The 16,785-nt window shown below is 54.0% G+C and carries 14 protein-coding genes, 1 tRNA gene and 1 pseudogene; 12 read left to right on the top strand and 4 right to left on the bottom strand.

Annotation, left to right across the window (positions count from 1 at the left end):
- Positions 1-43: 43 nt before the first annotated feature.
- Positions 44-154, top strand: a pseudogene (locus tag HMPREF2565_RS14395) (DUF1707 domain-containing protein); the annotation flags it as partial.
- A 238-nt stretch (positions 155-392) separates the two neighbouring features.
- The gene (locus HMPREF2565_RS14195; RefSeq protein WP_246819118.1) at positions 393-707 is read left to right on the top strand and encodes a LiaF domain-containing protein; all 315 of its coding nucleotides are present in this window, start codon (positions 393-395) and stop codon (positions 705-707) included.
- A 7-nt stretch (positions 708-714) separates the two neighbouring features.
- Here HMPREF2565_RS14195 and HMPREF2565_RS05300 read toward each other — a convergent pair whose 3' ends face one another.
- The 3 genes from HMPREF2565_RS05300 to HMPREF2565_RS05290 all read right to left on the bottom strand — a co-directional run bounded on the left by HMPREF2565_RS05300 (position 715) and on the right by HMPREF2565_RS05290 (position 2,630).
- Complete coding sequence (locus HMPREF2565_RS05300) at positions 715-1,203, bottom strand: DUF4411 family protein (protein WP_071406971.1); 489 nt, start codon at positions 1,201-1,203, stop codon at positions 715-717.
- 1 nt (position 1,204) lies between these two features.
- Positions 1,205-2,344 (bottom strand): ImmA/IrrE family metallo-endopeptidase, encoded by a 1,140-nt coding sequence (locus HMPREF2565_RS05295; RefSeq protein WP_246819117.1) that lies wholly within the window; start codon positions 2,342-2,344, stop codon positions 1,205-1,207.
- Between the two features lie 213 nt (positions 2,345-2,557).
- Positions 2,558-2,630 (bottom strand) — tRNA-Asn (locus HMPREF2565_RS05290).
- A 197-nt stretch (positions 2,631-2,827) separates the two neighbouring features.
- On the opposite strand from HMPREF2565_RS05290, the gene HMPREF2565_RS05285 reads away from it, so the two are divergent.
- Positions 2,828-4,228, top strand: a complete 1,401-nt coding sequence (locus HMPREF2565_RS05285) for a glycosyltransferase (protein ID WP_071406969.1) — start codon at positions 2,828-2,830, stop codon at positions 4,226-4,228.
- A gap of 8 nt (positions 4,229-4,236) precedes the next feature.
- Here HMPREF2565_RS05285 and HMPREF2565_RS05280 read toward each other — a convergent pair whose 3' ends face one another.
- Complete coding sequence (locus HMPREF2565_RS05280) at positions 4,237-5,124, bottom strand: hypothetical protein (protein WP_071406968.1); 888 nt, start codon at positions 5,122-5,124, stop codon at positions 4,237-4,239.
- 167 nt (positions 5,125-5,291) lie between these two features.
- Between HMPREF2565_RS05280 and wecC the strand changes: the two genes are divergently transcribed.
- The 9 genes from wecC (at position 5,292) to HMPREF2565_RS13370 (ending at position 16,781) form a co-directional block, all read left to right on the top strand.
- Entirely contained in the window at positions 5,292-6,557 is a 1,266-nt protein-coding gene (gene wecC, locus HMPREF2565_RS05275; protein WP_071406967.1) for a UDP-N-acetyl-D-mannosamine dehydrogenase, read from the top strand.
- Positions 6,558-6,615: 58 nt separating this feature from the next.
- Positions 6,616-7,929 carry a glycosyltransferase family 4 protein gene (locus HMPREF2565_RS05270; protein ID WP_071406966.1) on the top strand — a complete coding sequence of 438 codons (1,314 nt, stop codon included), beginning with the start codon at positions 6,616-6,618 and terminating at the stop codon, positions 7,927-7,929.
- Positions 7,930-7,948: 19 nt separating this feature from the next.
- Positions 7,949-8,527 carry a hypothetical protein gene (locus HMPREF2565_RS05265; protein WP_071406965.1) on the top strand — a complete coding sequence of 193 codons (579 nt, stop codon included), beginning with the start codon at positions 7,949-7,951 and terminating at the stop codon, positions 8,525-8,527.
- Positions 8,524-10,653: a glycosyltransferase gene (locus HMPREF2565_RS05260; RefSeq protein ID WP_071406964.1), complete on the top strand. Its 2,130-nt coding sequence runs from the start codon at positions 8,524-8,526 to the stop codon at positions 10,651-10,653. Before HMPREF2565_RS05265 ends, HMPREF2565_RS05260 begins: the two co-directional genes overlap by 4 nt.
- A 165-nt stretch (positions 10,654-10,818) precedes the next feature.
- On the top strand, positions 10,819-11,664 hold the full coding sequence (locus HMPREF2565_RS05255) for an ABC transporter permease (protein WP_071407005.1): 846 nt from the start codon (positions 10,819-10,821) through the stop codon (positions 11,662-11,664).
- The gene (locus HMPREF2565_RS05250) at positions 11,648-12,634 is read left to right on the top strand and encodes an ABC transporter ATP-binding protein (protein ID WP_141745886.1); all 987 of its coding nucleotides are present in this window, start codon (positions 11,648-11,650) and stop codon (positions 12,632-12,634) included. Before HMPREF2565_RS05255 ends, HMPREF2565_RS05250 begins: the two co-directional genes overlap by 17 nt.
- Positions 12,635-12,709: 75 nt before the next feature.
- The gene (locus tag HMPREF2565_RS05245) at positions 12,710-13,633 is read left to right on the top strand and encodes a hypothetical protein (RefSeq protein WP_070537898.1); all 924 of its coding nucleotides are present in this window, start codon (positions 12,710-12,712) and stop codon (positions 13,631-13,633) included.
- Positions 13,633-15,801: a glycosyltransferase gene (locus HMPREF2565_RS05240; RefSeq protein ID WP_070537899.1), complete on the top strand. Its 2,169-nt coding sequence runs from the start codon at positions 13,633-13,635 to the stop codon at positions 15,799-15,801. Before HMPREF2565_RS05245 ends, HMPREF2565_RS05240 begins: the two co-directional genes overlap by 1 nt.
- A gap of 41 nt (positions 15,802-15,842) precedes the next feature.
- Complete coding sequence (locus tag HMPREF2565_RS13370) at positions 15,843-16,781, top strand: NAD-dependent epimerase/dehydratase family protein (RefSeq protein WP_084738716.1); 939 nt, start codon at positions 15,843-15,845, stop codon at positions 16,779-16,781.
- Positions 16,782-16,785 lie beyond the last annotated feature (4 nt).

The following is a 16,785-nucleotide window of genomic DNA, read 5'->3' as shown; positions in this document are numbered from 1 at the left end:
TTTTCGCCGCGCTTAAATACGTGCTTCCACGTAAAATCAAGACATGGAATCACGAGACATCAAATGCACGAACTCTGAGCGCACCACCGCTTCACAGGTGTTGGCGGATGCGATGTCGGTAGGCCAGCTCAGCGTCACCGAATTCGAGGAGCGCTCCACTCGCTGCGCCGATGCTACGACACGCGGCGAGTTGGTTGACCTTGTCGCCGACCTTATCGAGGCCCCAGAACAAGTCCTGTTCGGCAGCCACCAGGTAGCGCGTCAACGGCCAAAAGATGTCAAGACCACCAACGGTGAAACATCAACCGCTGTTGACCGGGCCCTAGCCCAAATTGAACCCTCTGCACAGGGGGGCGCAGGGGCTTTCCCTTGGCATCTTTGGCGGCAGCACTGTGCGCGGCATTCCCATCGCCGCTCATCACACCACGATGGGAATCTTCGGCGGCACCGATGTAGATCTTCGCGGCGCCTCCCTCAAAGAACACGTCACGACAATCCAAGCGGTCGGGGTATTCGGCGGCGTCGATGTGTGGGTCCCAGAAGGATTCCGCGTTCGTGTCAACGGCGTCGGCCTCTTTGGCGGCCACGACATCAAGGTCGAAGGCGGCGCCATTGACCCCGCAGACCTGCCTGCCAGCGCCCCTGAGGTAGTCGTCAACTGCTTCAGCTTGTTTGGTGGTGTAGATGTGCACGTGGTGAAGCGGTAGGAATCAGCTAAATGCTGATTCCCATTTCTCTTAGAAAAGCAAGAAGGTCGATGCAGCGCACCCCAAAATGATCGGCCACATCAGGGATCTTGACGTGTTTCCGTGAATCAGGGGCTGCGCGCACCTCATTAGTCACAATCGTTGCGTCGTGCCTGAGAGCGGAAGCTATCAGCCACGAATCCGCTGCGTCCATGAACACGTTGACAGCTCTGTCCTTGTAGCGTGGTTGACGTTCGTCCGCGACCCAGCGGACCACATCCGTATATAGCGCAAGCTCATTGGCATCAGTGCTCACGATGTATTGCGGATCTATGTGTTTCAGATACCAACCGAGAGTTGGATCCTTCCACTCTTTCATTTCCTTATCGACGGTCTTGTGGAAATAGGAATCACCCCTGAAAATCGGTTCTTCAAGCTGAACCCACAAAGAGGGAAACACATCGCGTGGATAGACAGATGCCACTGTCCCGATAAAGTTCGTGTCGATTAAATACACGCTAACTGGCCCTCCATTCAGCAGAGGGGGAGTGCGCAATAAGTTTGCTTAGGCTGTCAGCAGTTGCAGCTCCAAGGAGTTGAGCAGCTTCTTTCTGCGGAATTTTCCCTGCAACAGCCGCGTAGGTTACGGCATCGAAGAATCGATTTCCCACGCGAGCTTTTACCACACGGTGCCGCGCCGGGCCGCCTTTATTTGACGAGGAATCCGTGGCTTGGACCGGTTGTGATGAAACGAGAGGAAGGAGTGTGGAAGCCTCACTCCTATCAATGACGTTGAGGTGCACCAGTCTCCACAGGGCGGCTTCTTGGCTCATCCCTGACTTGCGGGAAAGAGTTTTGACGCTTTCGAATGAGGAATCACTTGGCGAAACCGTGCTCAAGACGACCTGAGCTGGGGCAAGGAAACTTGCGGCAAAGCGATTACACCAACGCTCAATATCGCGGCTTTCCCCGTGATCTGAGATTCCCGGCTGGCCTAGAACCACGTGTCCTAGTTCGTGCGAAAGGCTGAAAAGCTGGGCGGTCTTACTGTCACGGGTGTTGATAAATATCAGAGCATAGGATGCTTGGATAAGCGTGAACCCACGAAACTCATCGATGCTCAGCGGACGGGTGGTGTTGCTTTCGGCAATTGAGTTGCGAGACACCAAAATACCTGAGTTCTCAAGAGTCGCACAGAGGGTTTTCACTTTGTCAGGGCCTTGCAAAAAAGTGTCTGCCGCAAGTCCTAGTACTTCTCTTGTTCGATCGGCTATAGCTTCTGGGTTTTTATTAGTATCAGCGCATCCGAGGAAAGAAGGGCCATCAACGCCCTCTTCCTCGGCAAAATCGGCGTACCAATCAAGGCGGGATTCCGAAGCAGCCAAGGTTTCCTCAAGGTTCGGGCTGAAAGTCTCAAGAGAGAGGTTTCGAACTGTCCGAAAATCCGGAACGGAAATTCTAGGCTCGCTCGGGGTTTGCAGGAGAAGACGGCCGAAAGGAATCTTAGCTTTCTTGGCGAGGTCCTGCGCCTGATTCAGGGTTGGCTGCGAAGTATTTTCAACCCATTCCCTGATCCGCGGAAAATCCTTCATCAGCTCGTCGAGACTCAGACCCGTCCGTTCAATTGCCCAATCGAGCACAGCCGGCTCAATGGTCACTCGTACTGTCGTCATTGTCCCTCTTAGGTTTCTGCTGCTTGAAAGCTTGTTACGTTGTGGATGGGGCACTTCGTTGTGATGGGTACAGCTTAGTGGAAGCTTGGAGGGCAAGCACGGGTTTGCGAGGCCGTTGGGGCCAACCGGGGGACATTTGAAAACGAGAGCACCCCCACCAGTTAGCATAAAAGCAGGTCAGTGGGGGTGATTTATGTGCTCCTCCAACTGGGCTCGAACCAGTGACCCTTCGATTAACAGTCGAATGCTCTGCCAACTGAGCTATGGAGGAATATGTGTGGGTTGCTTGAACAAAGGCTTGCTCGCTGCAACGAGATGTAACTATATAAGGTCTGCCGTGTTCAATACAAATCGCCAGCGCAACCCGCTTTTTTAAGCGGTCCAATGTGGCATCTTTCAAGTCTTCACCCAAGCAAAGCTAGACTGTCCGTCAGATATCACTCGCAGGGAAGAGGTAGAGGTTTCTTCATGTTCGTTGGACACACTCGCTTTAGTCTCTTCGTTCCCGATTCGGCGTCGTGGCGTGCGAGCAACGAGGAGTCCGGGTTCTCGGAAGACGAGTACCGCGATTACCTCTACGACGATGCACGCCTGTCGCTACGCACGGACATTTTTCTCAACCACACCGTGCCAACACTTGCGAAAGCCGCCGAAGGCTTCGATGTGAAGCACGTTGTCTCCTTCTCTGAGTCCTTACCGCAGAAATTCAAGGCGCAGCTGCAGCAGGCAGCGGACAGCTTCGACATAGTGCACCTCGATGAGCTTCCTGATGGTGATAGTGGATGGACGGCGGTGCGTCGCTACGTCCAGGAAATTGGGTTTAAGGGCACGTTCGGTCGCTACCGCCTAGACGATGATGATGTCTTGTCCGCTCATTATTTCCAGACCACCGCGCCCTATATCAAGCCGGAGTTTGAAGGCATGCTCGTCAGCATGCCGCTCGGCATTGAAGCGGTCTATGTAGATGGTCAGTTCTTCCACCTGCGTGAAGCCCACACACCTATGAACTCGATGGGTCTCATGTCCATCTGCGCTGTGAAGGAAGACGGCACCGTCGTGGAACCCCAAAGCGGGCCGCACGATAAATCAGACCGATATGCGCCAGTGATTTTGGACGCCTCCCAGGTAGGCTACTTGCGCGCGATCCACGCGGGCCAGGACAACGCTATGCGCCATGATCCGGGCGTGGTCATGGCGCGCCTCATGGAGAACATGGCTGCGTTCCCCCCATTTACAGATGTCGCTGCCCTTGAGGCGGGCTTTCCCACGGTGGCCAAGCAGATGCAGAGCACAAGCACACCGCTAAATATTGATGACACCGTTGGCAGCGGCCAGCACTACCTTCTTCAGCCCGCCAGCGGAGATGTCAGCTTTATCATCCATGGGGAGTCGAATGATGAGCTCGATAATGAGCTCCTTGTGAGCTTGTGGATTGAGGATTCCCGTGGGCGACGCGTCCCCTCTTACAAAACAGTCGAGGGCTTTGCTGCCTCCAATAACCCGAGTATCGGGCACTTCGCGTACGTTCCCACGGAGAGCGGAACTTTTCGGACCTTGGTGAGCCTTCATTTAGAGCACGGCTACGTCCTTCGTGGCTTCCGGATTCTGGCACAAAGCGAGCGAGCCGAGGGAGTTCGGGTCGCAAAAATAATCGTGCAACAGCAAGGCGGGAAGGCGCGCTTCGTCAGCCAGGAGAACTGGAATTCAGCGCGAAGCCAAGGCGTGCGTGGGCTAGTTGACCAAGCCATCGACAGCGTTTATCAGAACCGGACCAGCATCGTGGCGAACGTGCGCAGCGTTCTCGGGGAGGACCGTGCTAACAAAGTGATCGCGCGCTTGGACCAGCTAAATAAGAAGATGCGCAACTAGGGGCGGCCCTAGTCTGACCTGGCAAACATCTCGTCCTCGAAAAGCTGCTCCCAATCGCCAGCTAGTGATGCTGCGTAGCCGAGAATGCCAGTGAGAAGCATCTGTGGGGCGGGGGCGTGACCTTCGCCCCAATCCCCAAGAAGAAGCCTCCACTGCTGTGGACGCTCAGCCACTGCCTGGGACCACGGCAGATAATGCTCGGTGTAGTGCAGTTCGTCATCTTCGTTCTGAAGGTAAGCCACGTAGTTCTCGAAACCCTTACCGTATTCAGTAACTAGGTCGAAGGTCATGGTGGTCTCAGACAGCTTCCGGCTGCTCCAACACTTCTTGCGGTAGGCCTTTACCTGCGGCTCGAGGTAGCGTCCAATATGGGTCTGGGGGTTTGAGCCCACAGCCAATGAACCGGGAAAGCGGCGCGAGAAATACAGCGCGGCAAAGCCACCGGCTGATGCCCCAAAAAAGATAGCCTTCTTCCCTAGGGCTTCGATAGGAACATCAGGGTGAAAGCTAGCGAAGATATGAGTCAGGCAGGAAGTGAGGTCTTCCTGAAATGGGCGCGTCTCATCACCCGTGAACCACCCAATGCTTGCGCCTCGGTCGAGCGATGGATCGGAGATGTACACCACGTTCGCATCAACGCCTTCAACCATCTGCCTCCCAATGAAGACAGGGAGAGTGGTCTTAGTCGGGTCGATGGCCGCGTGAAACAACACGATCGTGGTATCGGCGCCGCGATCCTCAACGAGCACATCCATGAATGCAGCGCCGTATCGAATCGAAATGACCTCAGCTTCCTCGGAAGAGCTTTCGGGCACGGGTGAGCTGAGAAACTCCTCGACAGAGCCGAAAAAAGTCGTTGAAGCGCCGTAGCGCGCGTAGTTTCTCCTCAGTGCCATAGCCGCCTACTGTAGTCGCACACGCAGCACACCTGGGAAACGCTCACGCAGGGACGCAGGAATGAAATATGGGCTGAGACAAAACACCGACATCGGCCCATTCGACCGCAAGCCGGTAACCGTCACCGTGCTACCGTAATTGGCAGCGAATTAATAGAAAGGCGGACATGGTTCCGAACAAAACCGATTCCCGTGCCTTTGGCAAGGTCAGCGTCGTTGGTCTTGGCTACATCGGCCTTCCTACCGCGGCGTTCATAGCTTCCAAGGGAATCCCCGTAGTCGGCATCGATGTGAATCAGGATGCCGTGGACAGCATTAACGCCGGCACGGTGCCTTTCTTCGAACCAGGCTTCGGGGAGCTGCTTGCAAGAGTCGTCGAGGATGGAACGCTATCGGCCCAGACGGAACAGATCGATGCCGATGCCTACATTGTCTGCGTCCCCACTCCATTTCGTGAGGACCACAGCGTAGACATCAAGTACATTCGTGCGGCATCCGAAGCGCTTGCTCCTTACCTGAAACCCGGTGCACTTGTAGTGCTCGAGTCCACCTCACCTCCTGGAACCACGGAGGATATGGCTAAGCATCTCATTGAGTTGCGCCCTGACCTGTCCCTCAATGACGAGGATGAGAACGCCATCTTTGTCGCCCACTGCCCGGAGCGCGTTCTTCCCGGAAAGATCATGGAGGAGATGGAGAACAATGACCGCGTCATTGGCGGCCTGACCCCGAGGGGAGCCCAGCTTGCCCGAGACCTCTACGCCACCTTCTGCACCGCGGACCTTCTTCTCACGAATGCCACGACCGCTGAGATGGCGAAGCTCACGGAAAACTCCTTCCGCGATGTCAATATCGCCTTTGCTAACGAGCTTTCCCTCATCTGTGACCGTCTCGGAATCGATGTCTGGGAGCTTATCGAGCTGGCGAACCACCACCCCCGCGTCAACATCCTGCAGCCGGGGCCGGGCGTGGGCGGACACTGCATCGCCGTGGACCCGTGGTTCATCGTCTCCGCTGCACCCGAAGAAGCAAAGCTCATCCAAACGGCGCGCAACGTCAATGATGGCAAGCCGCAGTGGGTCATCGACCAGGTTCTCAAGGCCCTTGAAGGCAAGGATAATCCCGTTGTTGCGGCCCTCGGTATCGCCTTCAAGAACGATATCGATGACCTGCGTGAATCGCCGTCCCTCGAAATCGTCAAACGCCTCGGCGTTGATAACCCGCAGCTAGATATCCGCGTTGTCGAGCCCAACGTGGAGGCATTGCCATCGGTGCTGAGCAACCTTTCAAACCTTACAAAGCAGGACATGGAGGAAGCCATTGCAGCAGCCGACGTCGTCCTCCTTCTGGTCAACCACCGACAGTTCGTCGAGCTTGATCAATCTCTGCTCGGCGGCAAGACAATCATCGATACCAAGGGCATTTGGCGCTAAATTAAGCGGTTAGACTAGCCACTCACCATCATTTGAAAGCCAGGAGGCAGCACGAAGCGTGAGGATTCTCGTTCTCTCTCAATACTGGGCTCCCGAGAATGGAGTTCCGCAGCGCCGCTGGTCGTGGTTGGCTAAAATCCTTGTCCAGGCCGGGCATGAAGTCCTCGTCATCGCGCCACCACCGCATTATCAGCGCCGCCTCGGGCTTAAGCAGTGGTTCTCGCGGAAGAACATCCTCGGCGCGAACGATCTAGAAACCGGAAACTCCGGCGAGAAGATTCTGCGATCAGGTTTCTTTCCAGCTGGTCCCTCGTTGACGCACCGCATCCTCAACCAAGCCTCAGTTGCTGCCTCGATGTTGTTTATGCAAGTGACCAAGCGCAAGCAGCTCAAGAATTTCAATCCAGACCTGGTTATTGGCACCGTCCCGGCTCTTCCCACAGCTGTCGTTACCCAGTTCGTTGCCAAGATTCTGCACACGCCCTACATCATCGATCTCCGTGATGCGTGGCCGGAGCTGCTGAAAGAAAAAGGTGACTGGAATTCAGGGACGGGCAAACGCTCTATTCGTGAGATTATCCTGACCAAGGGGCCCTTCCAACTGCTCACGGCACTGACCGAGCGTGCCATGAACCACGCCCTTCACCACGCTGATGGCATCATGACGACCTCACAGGATCTCACCGAGCACATGGAACAAGACGATGCCAGTAGGGGAGCGGCGGGTGCTCGCCGCATCCGGACGGTGCGCAATGTATTTCCCCCCAAGACCGAATTCATCGCTAGTGACAAGTCGCAGCGTTCCTCTTCAGAGCTTAATGTCCTGTACGCCGGAACAGTGGGTCGCGCGCAGAAAATCGACAATGCGGTGAAGGCCGTGAAGATCGCGCAAGACCGCGGTTACGCTATCAATCTGCGCATCGTCGGCGACGGCGCCACGTGGCATGCGACAAAAGCGACGATGGAAGCTCTCGGCATTAACGGGACTATCGAGCATCGAGTGCCCGCTGACGAGCTGCAGGCTATTTACGAATGGGCGGATACCGCTCTAATCCACCTGACAGATTGGGAGCCACTCAACCGCACTGTGCCGTCAAAAACCTATGAGTTGATGTCTTTAGGTGTCCACACCACTGCAGTGGTGCAGGGGGAAGCGGCCCGAATCGTTGAGGATCTCGGTGCAGGAATCGTGGTGCCACCAGAGAATCCCGAGGCGCTTGCGGAGGCATGGACAACGCTTATCGACGACCGCTCGAAGCTCACCGTTTCCCCGTCCGGGCGCGAGTGGGTCGCCACCCAGCGTGATGAGGTTGTACCCGAATCCTTTCTAGGAATCGTTACCACCGTCACCAGACAACAAACCAAGGCATAGCGGGGAAGAAGGATCACCAGTGCGTATTTCCTCTCTTGAGAGTTTTCCTCCTGTGGATTCTGACTACGCCGTGTTGTTGGAGTCCTCTGAAATGCCCCACGTTTTGCCCCCGGCTGCAGGCTCGGTAACTTTCTGCTTCACTAGGGAGCAACTCGCAGATGTCGATCCTCTTCCAATAGCGCTGATAGACATTCAACCGGATGTAGCTATGGAAGTCCTTAGGAACTATGTGGATGCGGGACGCCACATCGAGTATTGGGCTCCACGAACGGATACGTCGAAACTTCGCCAGCTCGTCGCAGATCACACAGGCGAGCACATTGCCGTTACTGGGGTTAATCTCAGTGATGGCTGGATTCAAGTGCGTATAGACCAGGCGAGGAATGGGGACCGCTCTAGTGCAGATTGGCTCGAAGGGCTTAGCGTCGCAGAGACCCCCTCCATGGTTTCTCAAGAGCCGGTCGCCACTGCCGCAACCACGGTGACGCTGCGAAGCTTACTTATTTCGCGAGTCACGCCTCTGGCTAAGCCTTTCAAAAAGTACTTGCCGGGTTCAGTAGTAATCCTGATGTATAAGGTTCTGGAGAGAATTCGATGAGCTTCTATCTCCCTGGTATTTCAGTTGTCATCCCGTCCTTCGTCTCTGGTGCCGTGGGCACAGACGGAACGAATCTTGTAGAGATGAACCTCTATTCTGCTCTTGCTTCGCTTGCAAAGCAGAGCATTAGGAAAGACCTCGTCGAAGTCCTCGTTGTGCTCAATGGCAACGGAGCTTCTTCAACACAAGCAAACACTTCTCGCGAATTTGACCAAGCGCTCACTAGCCAGTTTCCCGAGTTGAACATACGAATACTGCGCAGTCTTACCCCGGGGGCCGGTCGTGCACGTAACCTCGGCATAGCATCCGCACGCCGCCGCTTCATCACGTTCCTCGATGACGATGACGTTCTTCAACCACGCTACCTCGAATCTGGCCTCAAAGAGGCCGATGACGGGGTGGTCACTCTCTTGCCCATCGTTGACACCATTGACGGTCACTCTCTCCGGGATAATTCGCTCAACGCCCGAATTACGACATTGCGTGGTACTACTGCTCCGATAGCTTCCGCGCCGTGGGTTATGGGCTTCAATGCCAGCAAAATCATCCCTACGGAGATAGCTCAGAAGTACCGTTACGACGAGTTGCTTCGTTCAGGCGAGGATGTGGCGTATTTTGCGCACTTACTTGAGATCCCAGGACTGCTCTTACGCACACCGAAGGTAGGGGAGAGCTCTGCCTATGTGCGCACACTTCGTTCTGATTCGGTGTCGCGCCAGCGCGAAAGCTTCGACTTTAACGTCACCCAGCGTCTTGAATGCATTGCGCAGCTCCGCACAATCAATGAAGCTGACCCGAAGCACCGTGCTCTCCACAAGCTCGAAGAAGCACAGTTTGGATTCGTCAAAAGCTACCTCAAAGCGCATCCTGACGATACCCAACGCGCTATCGATACCGCAGTGGCTGTCGGCGTTCCCGGCCTGGACTGGGAAGGCCTACGCCGGGAAAAGGCGAAGCGGCTGGTTTTCTCCTATTGCTTTCCGCCGTACGCGGATACCTCAGCCAATGTGACGGCGAAAGTCATCAGAAATGACGCAGAGCTGGTGGACGTTTACTACGCCGATATGGAGCGCGTCCGGGGACGTGACGAGTCGACGCGGCTAATTGTTGATCCGTTCCTTGTCCATGCCGAAGAAATCGATGTTGTGCCGTCTTTCGCGCATTGGGGCGCAATCTGCTCCTACGCGCGCCAAGCCGCACGAAAGGCCGCTAAACGGGCAAAGAGCCAAGATGGTTATGACTCAATGTACTCGCGCGCCCTCTGGTCCGGTTCCCACGTTGCTGCCGCTCTTTTCAAAGGCAAACATCCTGGAACGCGGTGGGAAGCAGAATTCTCAGATCCATTGAGTGTTGGCGTCGACGGTACGCCCCGCTCAGGTGTGCTCACGCGGGGAGCGACCACCTACCAGATGAAGAAAATGGTTGAGCGTTCCGATTGGCGCGAAATATCGTATTCAACACACTTCGAGCTCACTGAGCTTGTCACACTGCTGTACGCCGATGAGGTCATTTTCACCAACGAGAATCAGCAGCGGGTGATGTTAGAGCGTTATCCAAAGGACCTACAGAGCTTTGTCCGCTCTAAATCGACAATTCGCCATCACGCGGTGCCCACGGAAGAGATGTACCAACTCGTGGAAGCGGACTACGAGCTTGACTCAAAACGCATCAATATCGGCTACTTCGGAAACTTCTACGCGAACCGAGGAATCGGCGATGTCCTTACCGCACTCGAACATCATCCTCATGCTGATGAGTTTCTTCTTCACATCTTTACCTCAAAGCCTGAGCAACTTACCCGCGAATTATGGAACCATCCAGCGTTCAGCCGGCTCCTCATCAACGGGTACATGCCGTACCTTACGTTTCTCAACGTAGCCACTCACTTCGATGCACTGGTAGTGAATGATACTGATACGAGTAGCTCGACCTTCACGGTTAATCCCTTTTTGCCTTCAAAATACGCTGACTACGTCGGTAGCGGTGTAGCAGTGTGGGGTGTCACGGTGGACGAATCGCCACTCTCGAAGCTTCCGCTTACATTCTCATCGGCGGCAGGTGACATAGAACAAGCTCGCAGTGTTCTCGACGAACTTTTCAGGCAGGCTAGGTACAATGCCCGTTAGCAATTCTCGGCCTACACATTGCAGACCGCGAGTATTGATGCTGATTCTTCAACAACTGATCTGGAAGGGCTGATGCATTTGGCACGGCATACATGGCGAGGCTCCAAGACTTCGCAGAGAGGAGTCGAAGAGCTCAACGTCCAAGTTGCGAAACACCAAGGCCGAGTGCAGATTGTTAACCCGGAAGGTCTGCATCCACTTGCTACGCGACCGACTCTGCGTGCTTATATTTCGCAGCTGTGGGCACGCCGCTTCTTCATCGTTGCAGATGCGAGGGCAAAGGCACTCCGCACGACGCGTGATTACCGCCTTTGGCAATTGTGGCTTGTCTTGAATCCCCTTTTTGATGTGGCGTTGTATGGATTCCTTTTCGGCATGCTTTTGAAGACTTCACGGGGTATCGAGAACTTCATTGGCTTCCTGTTTATCGGCATCATTTTCATGTCGATGATGACGGGGCTCATGAATTCCGGTATTAGCCTCATGCAGTCCTCTCGATCGATGATCCGAGCGTTTCAGTTTCCTAGGGCTTCGATTCCGTTCTCGACCACATTGCGCTCGTTGATCGATAACGTGTTGCCCGCCATTGTGGCGCTGATAGCGGCGTTTCTTTTTCAGTGGGGAACGGGCCCCTCGTGGACCCTGATCTTCGTCATTCCGTTGTTCCTTTTAATCCACGTTTTTGGATGCGGGCTAATGATGATCACCGCGCGCCTCACCGCCCAGGTCCCGGAAGCGAAGACAATACTGGGCCTTTTGACCCGCGGATTGTTCTTCTTATCTGGCGTTATGTATTCTATCGACAGATTTGCCGAGCATTCAGCCGTTCACCAAATAATGACTGCCAACCCCTGCTATATTTTCCTCACCGCAGTCCGCGATTCCTCGATTTATCGCACCGCTCCAAGCCTTTCGACTTGGGGAGAACTTCTGGCATGGAGTTTAGGTGCATTTGCGCTTGGCTTCATTTTCTTCTGGAGAGCGGAGGATAAATATGTTCGACTCGTCTAAGCTTCCTCCCGCGCCAGGCGAATACTTCGAAGCCAAAAAGGACCTTGAGGATCAGTCTGTCGACCAAGACGTTCAGGAAACTCCTGAATACTCGAGCGAGGTGTCTGAGAATACGGCTCGGATGCAATCCGTTCCAGACATTAATTATGTGGAGCGAGCCAACGTCGTCGTCGACAACGTGTCCAAACGATATGTAATTAGCCAGGGGCGCTCCTCAGACGCCAGTATGACTCGTGTCAGCCGTGGAAAAACAGTAGTCGATGCCATTGTCGATGCTTCACTCATTGCGTTACCCGGCGAATCAATTGGCATCATTGGCCTTAACGGTTCGGGAAAATCGACTCTTCTCAGCATGATTGCTGGCGGCTTGGCGCCGACCTCAGGCCGCATTCTAACTCGCTCTCAACCCACACTTATGGGCGTCTCACCTGCATTGCAGCCTGATCTTTCCGGTGAACACAACATCTACTTGGGATGTTTAGCATTGGGGATGAGCCCTTCAGGAGCGAAGGCACAAATAGGTGAGATTGCGGAATGGACCGAACTCGGAGATGCGATTAAACGCCCGATGAAGACTTATTCGTCCGGAATGTCCGCGCGGTTGTCCTTCGCAATCTCGACAGCGGTGCGGCCTGACATCCTCATGATTGATGAGGCACTTTCAACTGGTGATGCGGCATTTGGAGCCAAAGCTCGTGCTCGCATGCACGAGCTCCTAGAGCGAGCCGGTAACCTCTTCTTAGTCTCACATGCCATCAAGGAAATCGAGAACAACTGCAACCGAACGATCTGGATCTCAAAGGGGCATATTATTGCTGATGGTCAAACAGATGTAGTTGCGGCACAGTATCACGAATGGGCAAAACTCATGGGTAGGGAAGATAAGCAGCCTGCGCACGATTATCTCAAGGAAGTCACGGCTGTGTACGAACCACCCATGGTGCTTCTTGAAAAACCTGTCCAAAACTAAGCCACTGCTTATGGTGCGGATCCTCTGAAATCCGTCCCCGCTGTAAGCAGGAAATCATTTGAAGGAATGACTCCCATGAGCCTTGACTATTTTCGCCGTGGACGGGGACTGATTATCCTCGCAGGGTTGGCGACTGTACTTCTTATTGGCGCTATTGTTGTGGCGAGCAGTGCTATCGGTAAGGTGCTTCTGGTTTGCGCAGTTGTCGTTGGGTTTGTGTTTGTCGTGATGTCACTATCCGCACGCAAGAAGTCAGAAGGGCTGATCAAAGAAGCCTTACGCCGCAATTTGCGTGTGGAAAAACAGCTCCAGGAAATTTATAAGGCTATTCAAGAGCAGGACCGGCGTGCTGCGCGGGAACCCATGTCATTGCTTGCAGCGGACCTGTCTGAAAAGCCTGATGAGGAGAGGCACACTAAACAAGGCATATTTTCGCCATCAACTATTCCGGCGTCGCACATCCTCGGACGCCCTGACGCACATACAGCTGGACGCATGGCTGCTGAACAGACTATGGACAGTGATAGTTCTGAAGTTCTACACGCATTGATGAGCGCGCGTTCCGAAATGTGGACGCGACGTATTGAGCTCATTGGCTCACACGATTCTGCGGAATCCTTGCAAAACTTGGCGAGTGTTGAGCGCATCGCCTCGCCTCACCTCTTAGGGAAACCGTTGAGAGATGCTAGCTATCTCGTAATTGAAGAAAGCCAGTTCGAGCGTGGTTTGTGGTCGGGCCTTTTGTCGACGCAGAAGACGAGTAGTTTTTTCCGACTGCTGGACCACATGACAAAAGCAAAGAAAAACGGAACTGTCGTTATCGTCTGCCCCAGCGAAACCTCGAATCATTTCAGCGAAGAGCTTCGTCAACGTGCGACAGTGGTGATTTCGAAGAACTCCACTACGTGGAGTTGGGAGGATGATATTTACGCACCGGTCTTTAGAGCATTGCTACACGGCGAAACAGAACGCAATAGTACGGAAGAGGGGAAAGATTAATGAGCTCAGTTGTGGTCTACGGCGATGTAAGTCCGAACGTTATCGATGGCTCTTCGATCTGGCTGATGTCAATTTCTGAAGTGCTTTCTGGCGTTTTCGATGAGGTCCATATCCAGCTAAAAAACCATCCTCAAAACCGTACTTTGCTGAGCGCAATCGATGGGATTGCAAACATCCACATCCATGCCCCCGAAGGTATCGCAGAAGACGCGGCCCTTAGTACGACGGCTGCGGCTGAGTTGGTGGAAAGGCTCGTTAAGGAGAATCGTGCTACCGCTATCGTAGTGAGAGGCTTCCAAGCAGTCTATGATTTCAGCTTGAACGAGAAAATTTCTCCGATGCTGTGGTCCTATGTTACTGACCTGCCCTTTCCCCCGAAAAAGCTATCAGGAACCAATGTACAGCGGCTAAAACACATTGCAGAGTGTTCGCGTCGGATTTTCGCGCAAACCGAGGCTGCGCGCTCGTATTGGGAAGCCTTGGTTCCGCAGGCGGCCGGAAAAGTTCTGCTCATCCCTCCAATGATTCCGGACTTCGCGTTCAATACTGCGAGAAACCCGCAGAACGCAATGCACCGTACACTCAAAATCGTGTACGCAGGAAAGCTTGCTCGTGAGTGGCGGACCCTTGAAATGCTGGAGCTTCCGCGGAAACTAAAGGAACTCGGTATTGCCGCTCAGCTCGATGTGGTGGGGGCGAAGTTTAACAGGGCCAAAGATGACCCCCAATGGGTTGGAAAAATGCGAGAGGCACTGGAGAAGGCACATGCCAACGCTGATAGCGGGGTGACGTGGCTGGGAGCGCTTCCCCGTACAGAGTCCATCGAGCGGATCATGGCAGCTGACCTCGGTTTTGGATGGCGAACGGCGGAATTAGATTCGAGCCTTGAGGTCTCAACGAAGGCGCTAGAGTATGGTGCGGCCGGCGCTGCACCAATCGTCAACGAAACAGAGGATCATCGACAGCTCTGGGGCGAAAATTACCCGTTCTTTGTTCGCGCCGATGACACAGTCGAGGAAGTTGCTAGTAGAGTCGCAGCGGGCCTTCCACTGATATCCGAAGCACGCCAGAAGGCAGCAGAAGCTAGCGAGTATTTCTCGATGAGCAAAGCCCGTGAAAGGTTTATGTCATACTTCGAACGCGCTGGTGCCTTATCGACATTGTTAGAACCCGAAGAAACTCGGCAACAACGGATAGTTGTAGCGTCCCATGACCTCAAATTCATGGGCGAGCTGATGGAGTTCCTTACCCGAAGTCCATCATTCGAAGTGCTCCAGGACAAGTGGACTACGCTCCATACACATGACGAGGAGGCTAGCCGAGAACTCGCAGAATGGGCCGATACGGTATTTTGTGAATGGGCGGGCCCCTCGCTGGCTTGGTATTCGAATAACCTTCCCGATGAGACGAGATTGGTCGCCAGGCTGCACCGCTTTGAACTTGACGGTCCATGGATGGAAGGCGTCGCCTGGGACAAGGTTGACAAAATGATATTTGTCTCGGATTGGGTGCGTAAACAGGCGATTGCGCGATTCGGACTTGCCGAACCTAAGACCATGGTTGTGCCTAATACCGTCGATCTACTTGACTTTGATCGCCCGAAGACTAGTGACGCGCAGTTTGCACTGGGGCTCGTCGGCATGGTTCCGTTTCTCAAGCGTCCGGATCGTGCGCTCGACTTAATTGAGCAACTTGCGAAGATCGACGAACGTTATATCTTGCGTATCAAGGGACGAATGCCGTGGGAGTATCCACATGTATGGAGTGACCCCGTTCAAAAGCAACTCTACCTAGACTTCTTTGAGCGTATTACCCGAAGCGAGTTGCTTACTGAGCACGTCGTATTTGATCCTTTTAGTGCCGATATCGCTTCCTGGCATCGTGGCGTTGGATATATTTTGTCTCCAAGCGAGTTGGAGAGCTTCCACCTAGCCCCAGCTGAGGGAATGGCTGCTCGGACGATTCCAGTATTCTGGCAGCGCGAAGGCGTCAAGGAAGTATTCGGTGACTATGCCCAAGACTGCAGTCCAGAGGCTCACATTAAGGTCATTCTGAAAGGCCGGGAAAACGCATCCTTTAAAGAGATGGGATCAGCAGCGAGAGAATATTCTCGCAGTTGGGATGTGACTACTGTAATGCCGCAATGGGAGCAGATACTCGCGAACTGATATTAGATGCAGCGACGAGCGACAGTGTTATCATCACACCTATGCATTGTCTCGTGACCGGCGGCGCCGGGTTTATTGGTTCCCATCTCGTCGATCTACTCGTTGAAGAAGGCCATACGGTCACAGTTTTAGACAACTTGTCCTCCGGCCGTCTGGTCAACCTTGAATCTGCTCGACAGAACGGTGATGTCAACGTAATTGAAGGCGACATCCGTACCATTGACTATGATGAGCTGTTTACGCAGCACCCTACGGAGGTTGTCTACCACCTGGCAGCGCAGATTGATGTGCGTAAGTCTGTCGAGGATCCCGTAAACGACTGTGAGACGAACGTTCTGGCTACGGTGAAGCTTGCTGACGCGGCAAGGCGCCATGGCGTTCGTAAAATTGTCCATACCTCCTCTGGCGGGTCTATCTACGGACAACCCGAATCGTTCCCCGTTGACGAGCAAACTTCTGTGGCTCCGGAATCACCGTATGCCGCTGGAAAAGCTGCCGGTGAACTCTATTTGGAAATGTTTAGCCGTCTCTACGGCATTGGTTGTAGCTTTGTAGCCCCTGCAAATGTGTACGGACCGCGCCAGAATCCCCACGGTGAAGCGGGCGTCGTGGCAATTTTCAGCCAGCGTCTTCTCAACGGTGAACCAACTAAAGTGTTTGGCTCAGGCTCAAATACCCGTGATTACGTCTATGTCAAGGACGTTGCACGAGCCTTCTATCTTTCATCGAAGAATGAAGCAAACGGTGAGCGGTTTAATATTGGCACCGGAATTGAAACTAGTGACCGCGAACTCCACACACTGGTAGCGAAGGCTGCGGGAGCACCGGACGAACCTCTCTTTGCTCCCGCGAGATTAGGTGATGTCCCTCGTTCATCACTTGATTCCTCAAAAGCAACGCAGATGATTGCGTGGAGTCCGCAGACATCGTTAAGGGATGGAATTAGCGCTACTGTCGAGTTTTTCCGCAGCGCTGAGTAATAGA

Source organism: Corynebacterium sp. HMSC072A04, assembly GCF_001809235.1.
In the GTDB taxonomy this organism is placed as follows: Bacteria; Actinomycetota; Actinomycetes; order Mycobacteriales; family Mycobacteriaceae; genus Corynebacterium; species Corynebacterium hiratae.
The sequence above is the reverse complement of the archived record's forward strand: the minus strand, read 5'-3'. Positions and strand labels throughout refer to the sequence as shown.

Excerpts from the sequence above, each read along its gene's own strand:
- HMPREF2565_RS05285 (WP_071406969.1), top strand. The coding sequence starts at position 2,828 with ATGTTCGTTGGACACACTCGCTTTAGTCTCTTCGTTCCCGATTCGGCG.
- HMPREF2565_RS05280 (WP_071406968.1), bottom strand. The coding sequence starts at position 5,124 with ATGGCACTGAGGAGAAACTACGCGCGCTACGGCGCTTCAACGACTTTT.
- wecC (WP_071406967.1), top strand. The coding sequence starts at position 5,292 with ATGGTTCCGAACAAAACCGATTCCCGTGCCTTTGGCAAGGTCAGCGTC.
- HMPREF2565_RS05260 (WP_071406964.1), top strand. The coding sequence starts at position 8,524 with ATGAGCTTCTATCTCCCTGGTATTTCAGTTGTCATCCCGTCCTTCGTC.
- HMPREF2565_RS05250 (WP_141745886.1), top strand. The coding sequence starts at position 11,648 with ATGTTCGACTCGTCTAAGCTTCCTCCCGCGCCAGGCGAATACTTCGAA.
- HMPREF2565_RS05245 (WP_070537898.1), top strand. The coding sequence starts at position 12,710 with ATGAGCCTTGACTATTTTCGCCGTGGACGGGGACTGATTATCCTCGCA.
- HMPREF2565_RS05240 (WP_070537899.1), top strand. The coding sequence starts at position 13,633 with ATGAGCTCAGTTGTGGTCTACGGCGATGTAAGTCCGAACGTTATCGAT.
- HMPREF2565_RS13370 (WP_084738716.1), top strand. The coding sequence starts at position 15,843 with ATGCATTGTCTCGTGACCGGCGGCGCCGGGTTTATTGGTTCCCATCTC.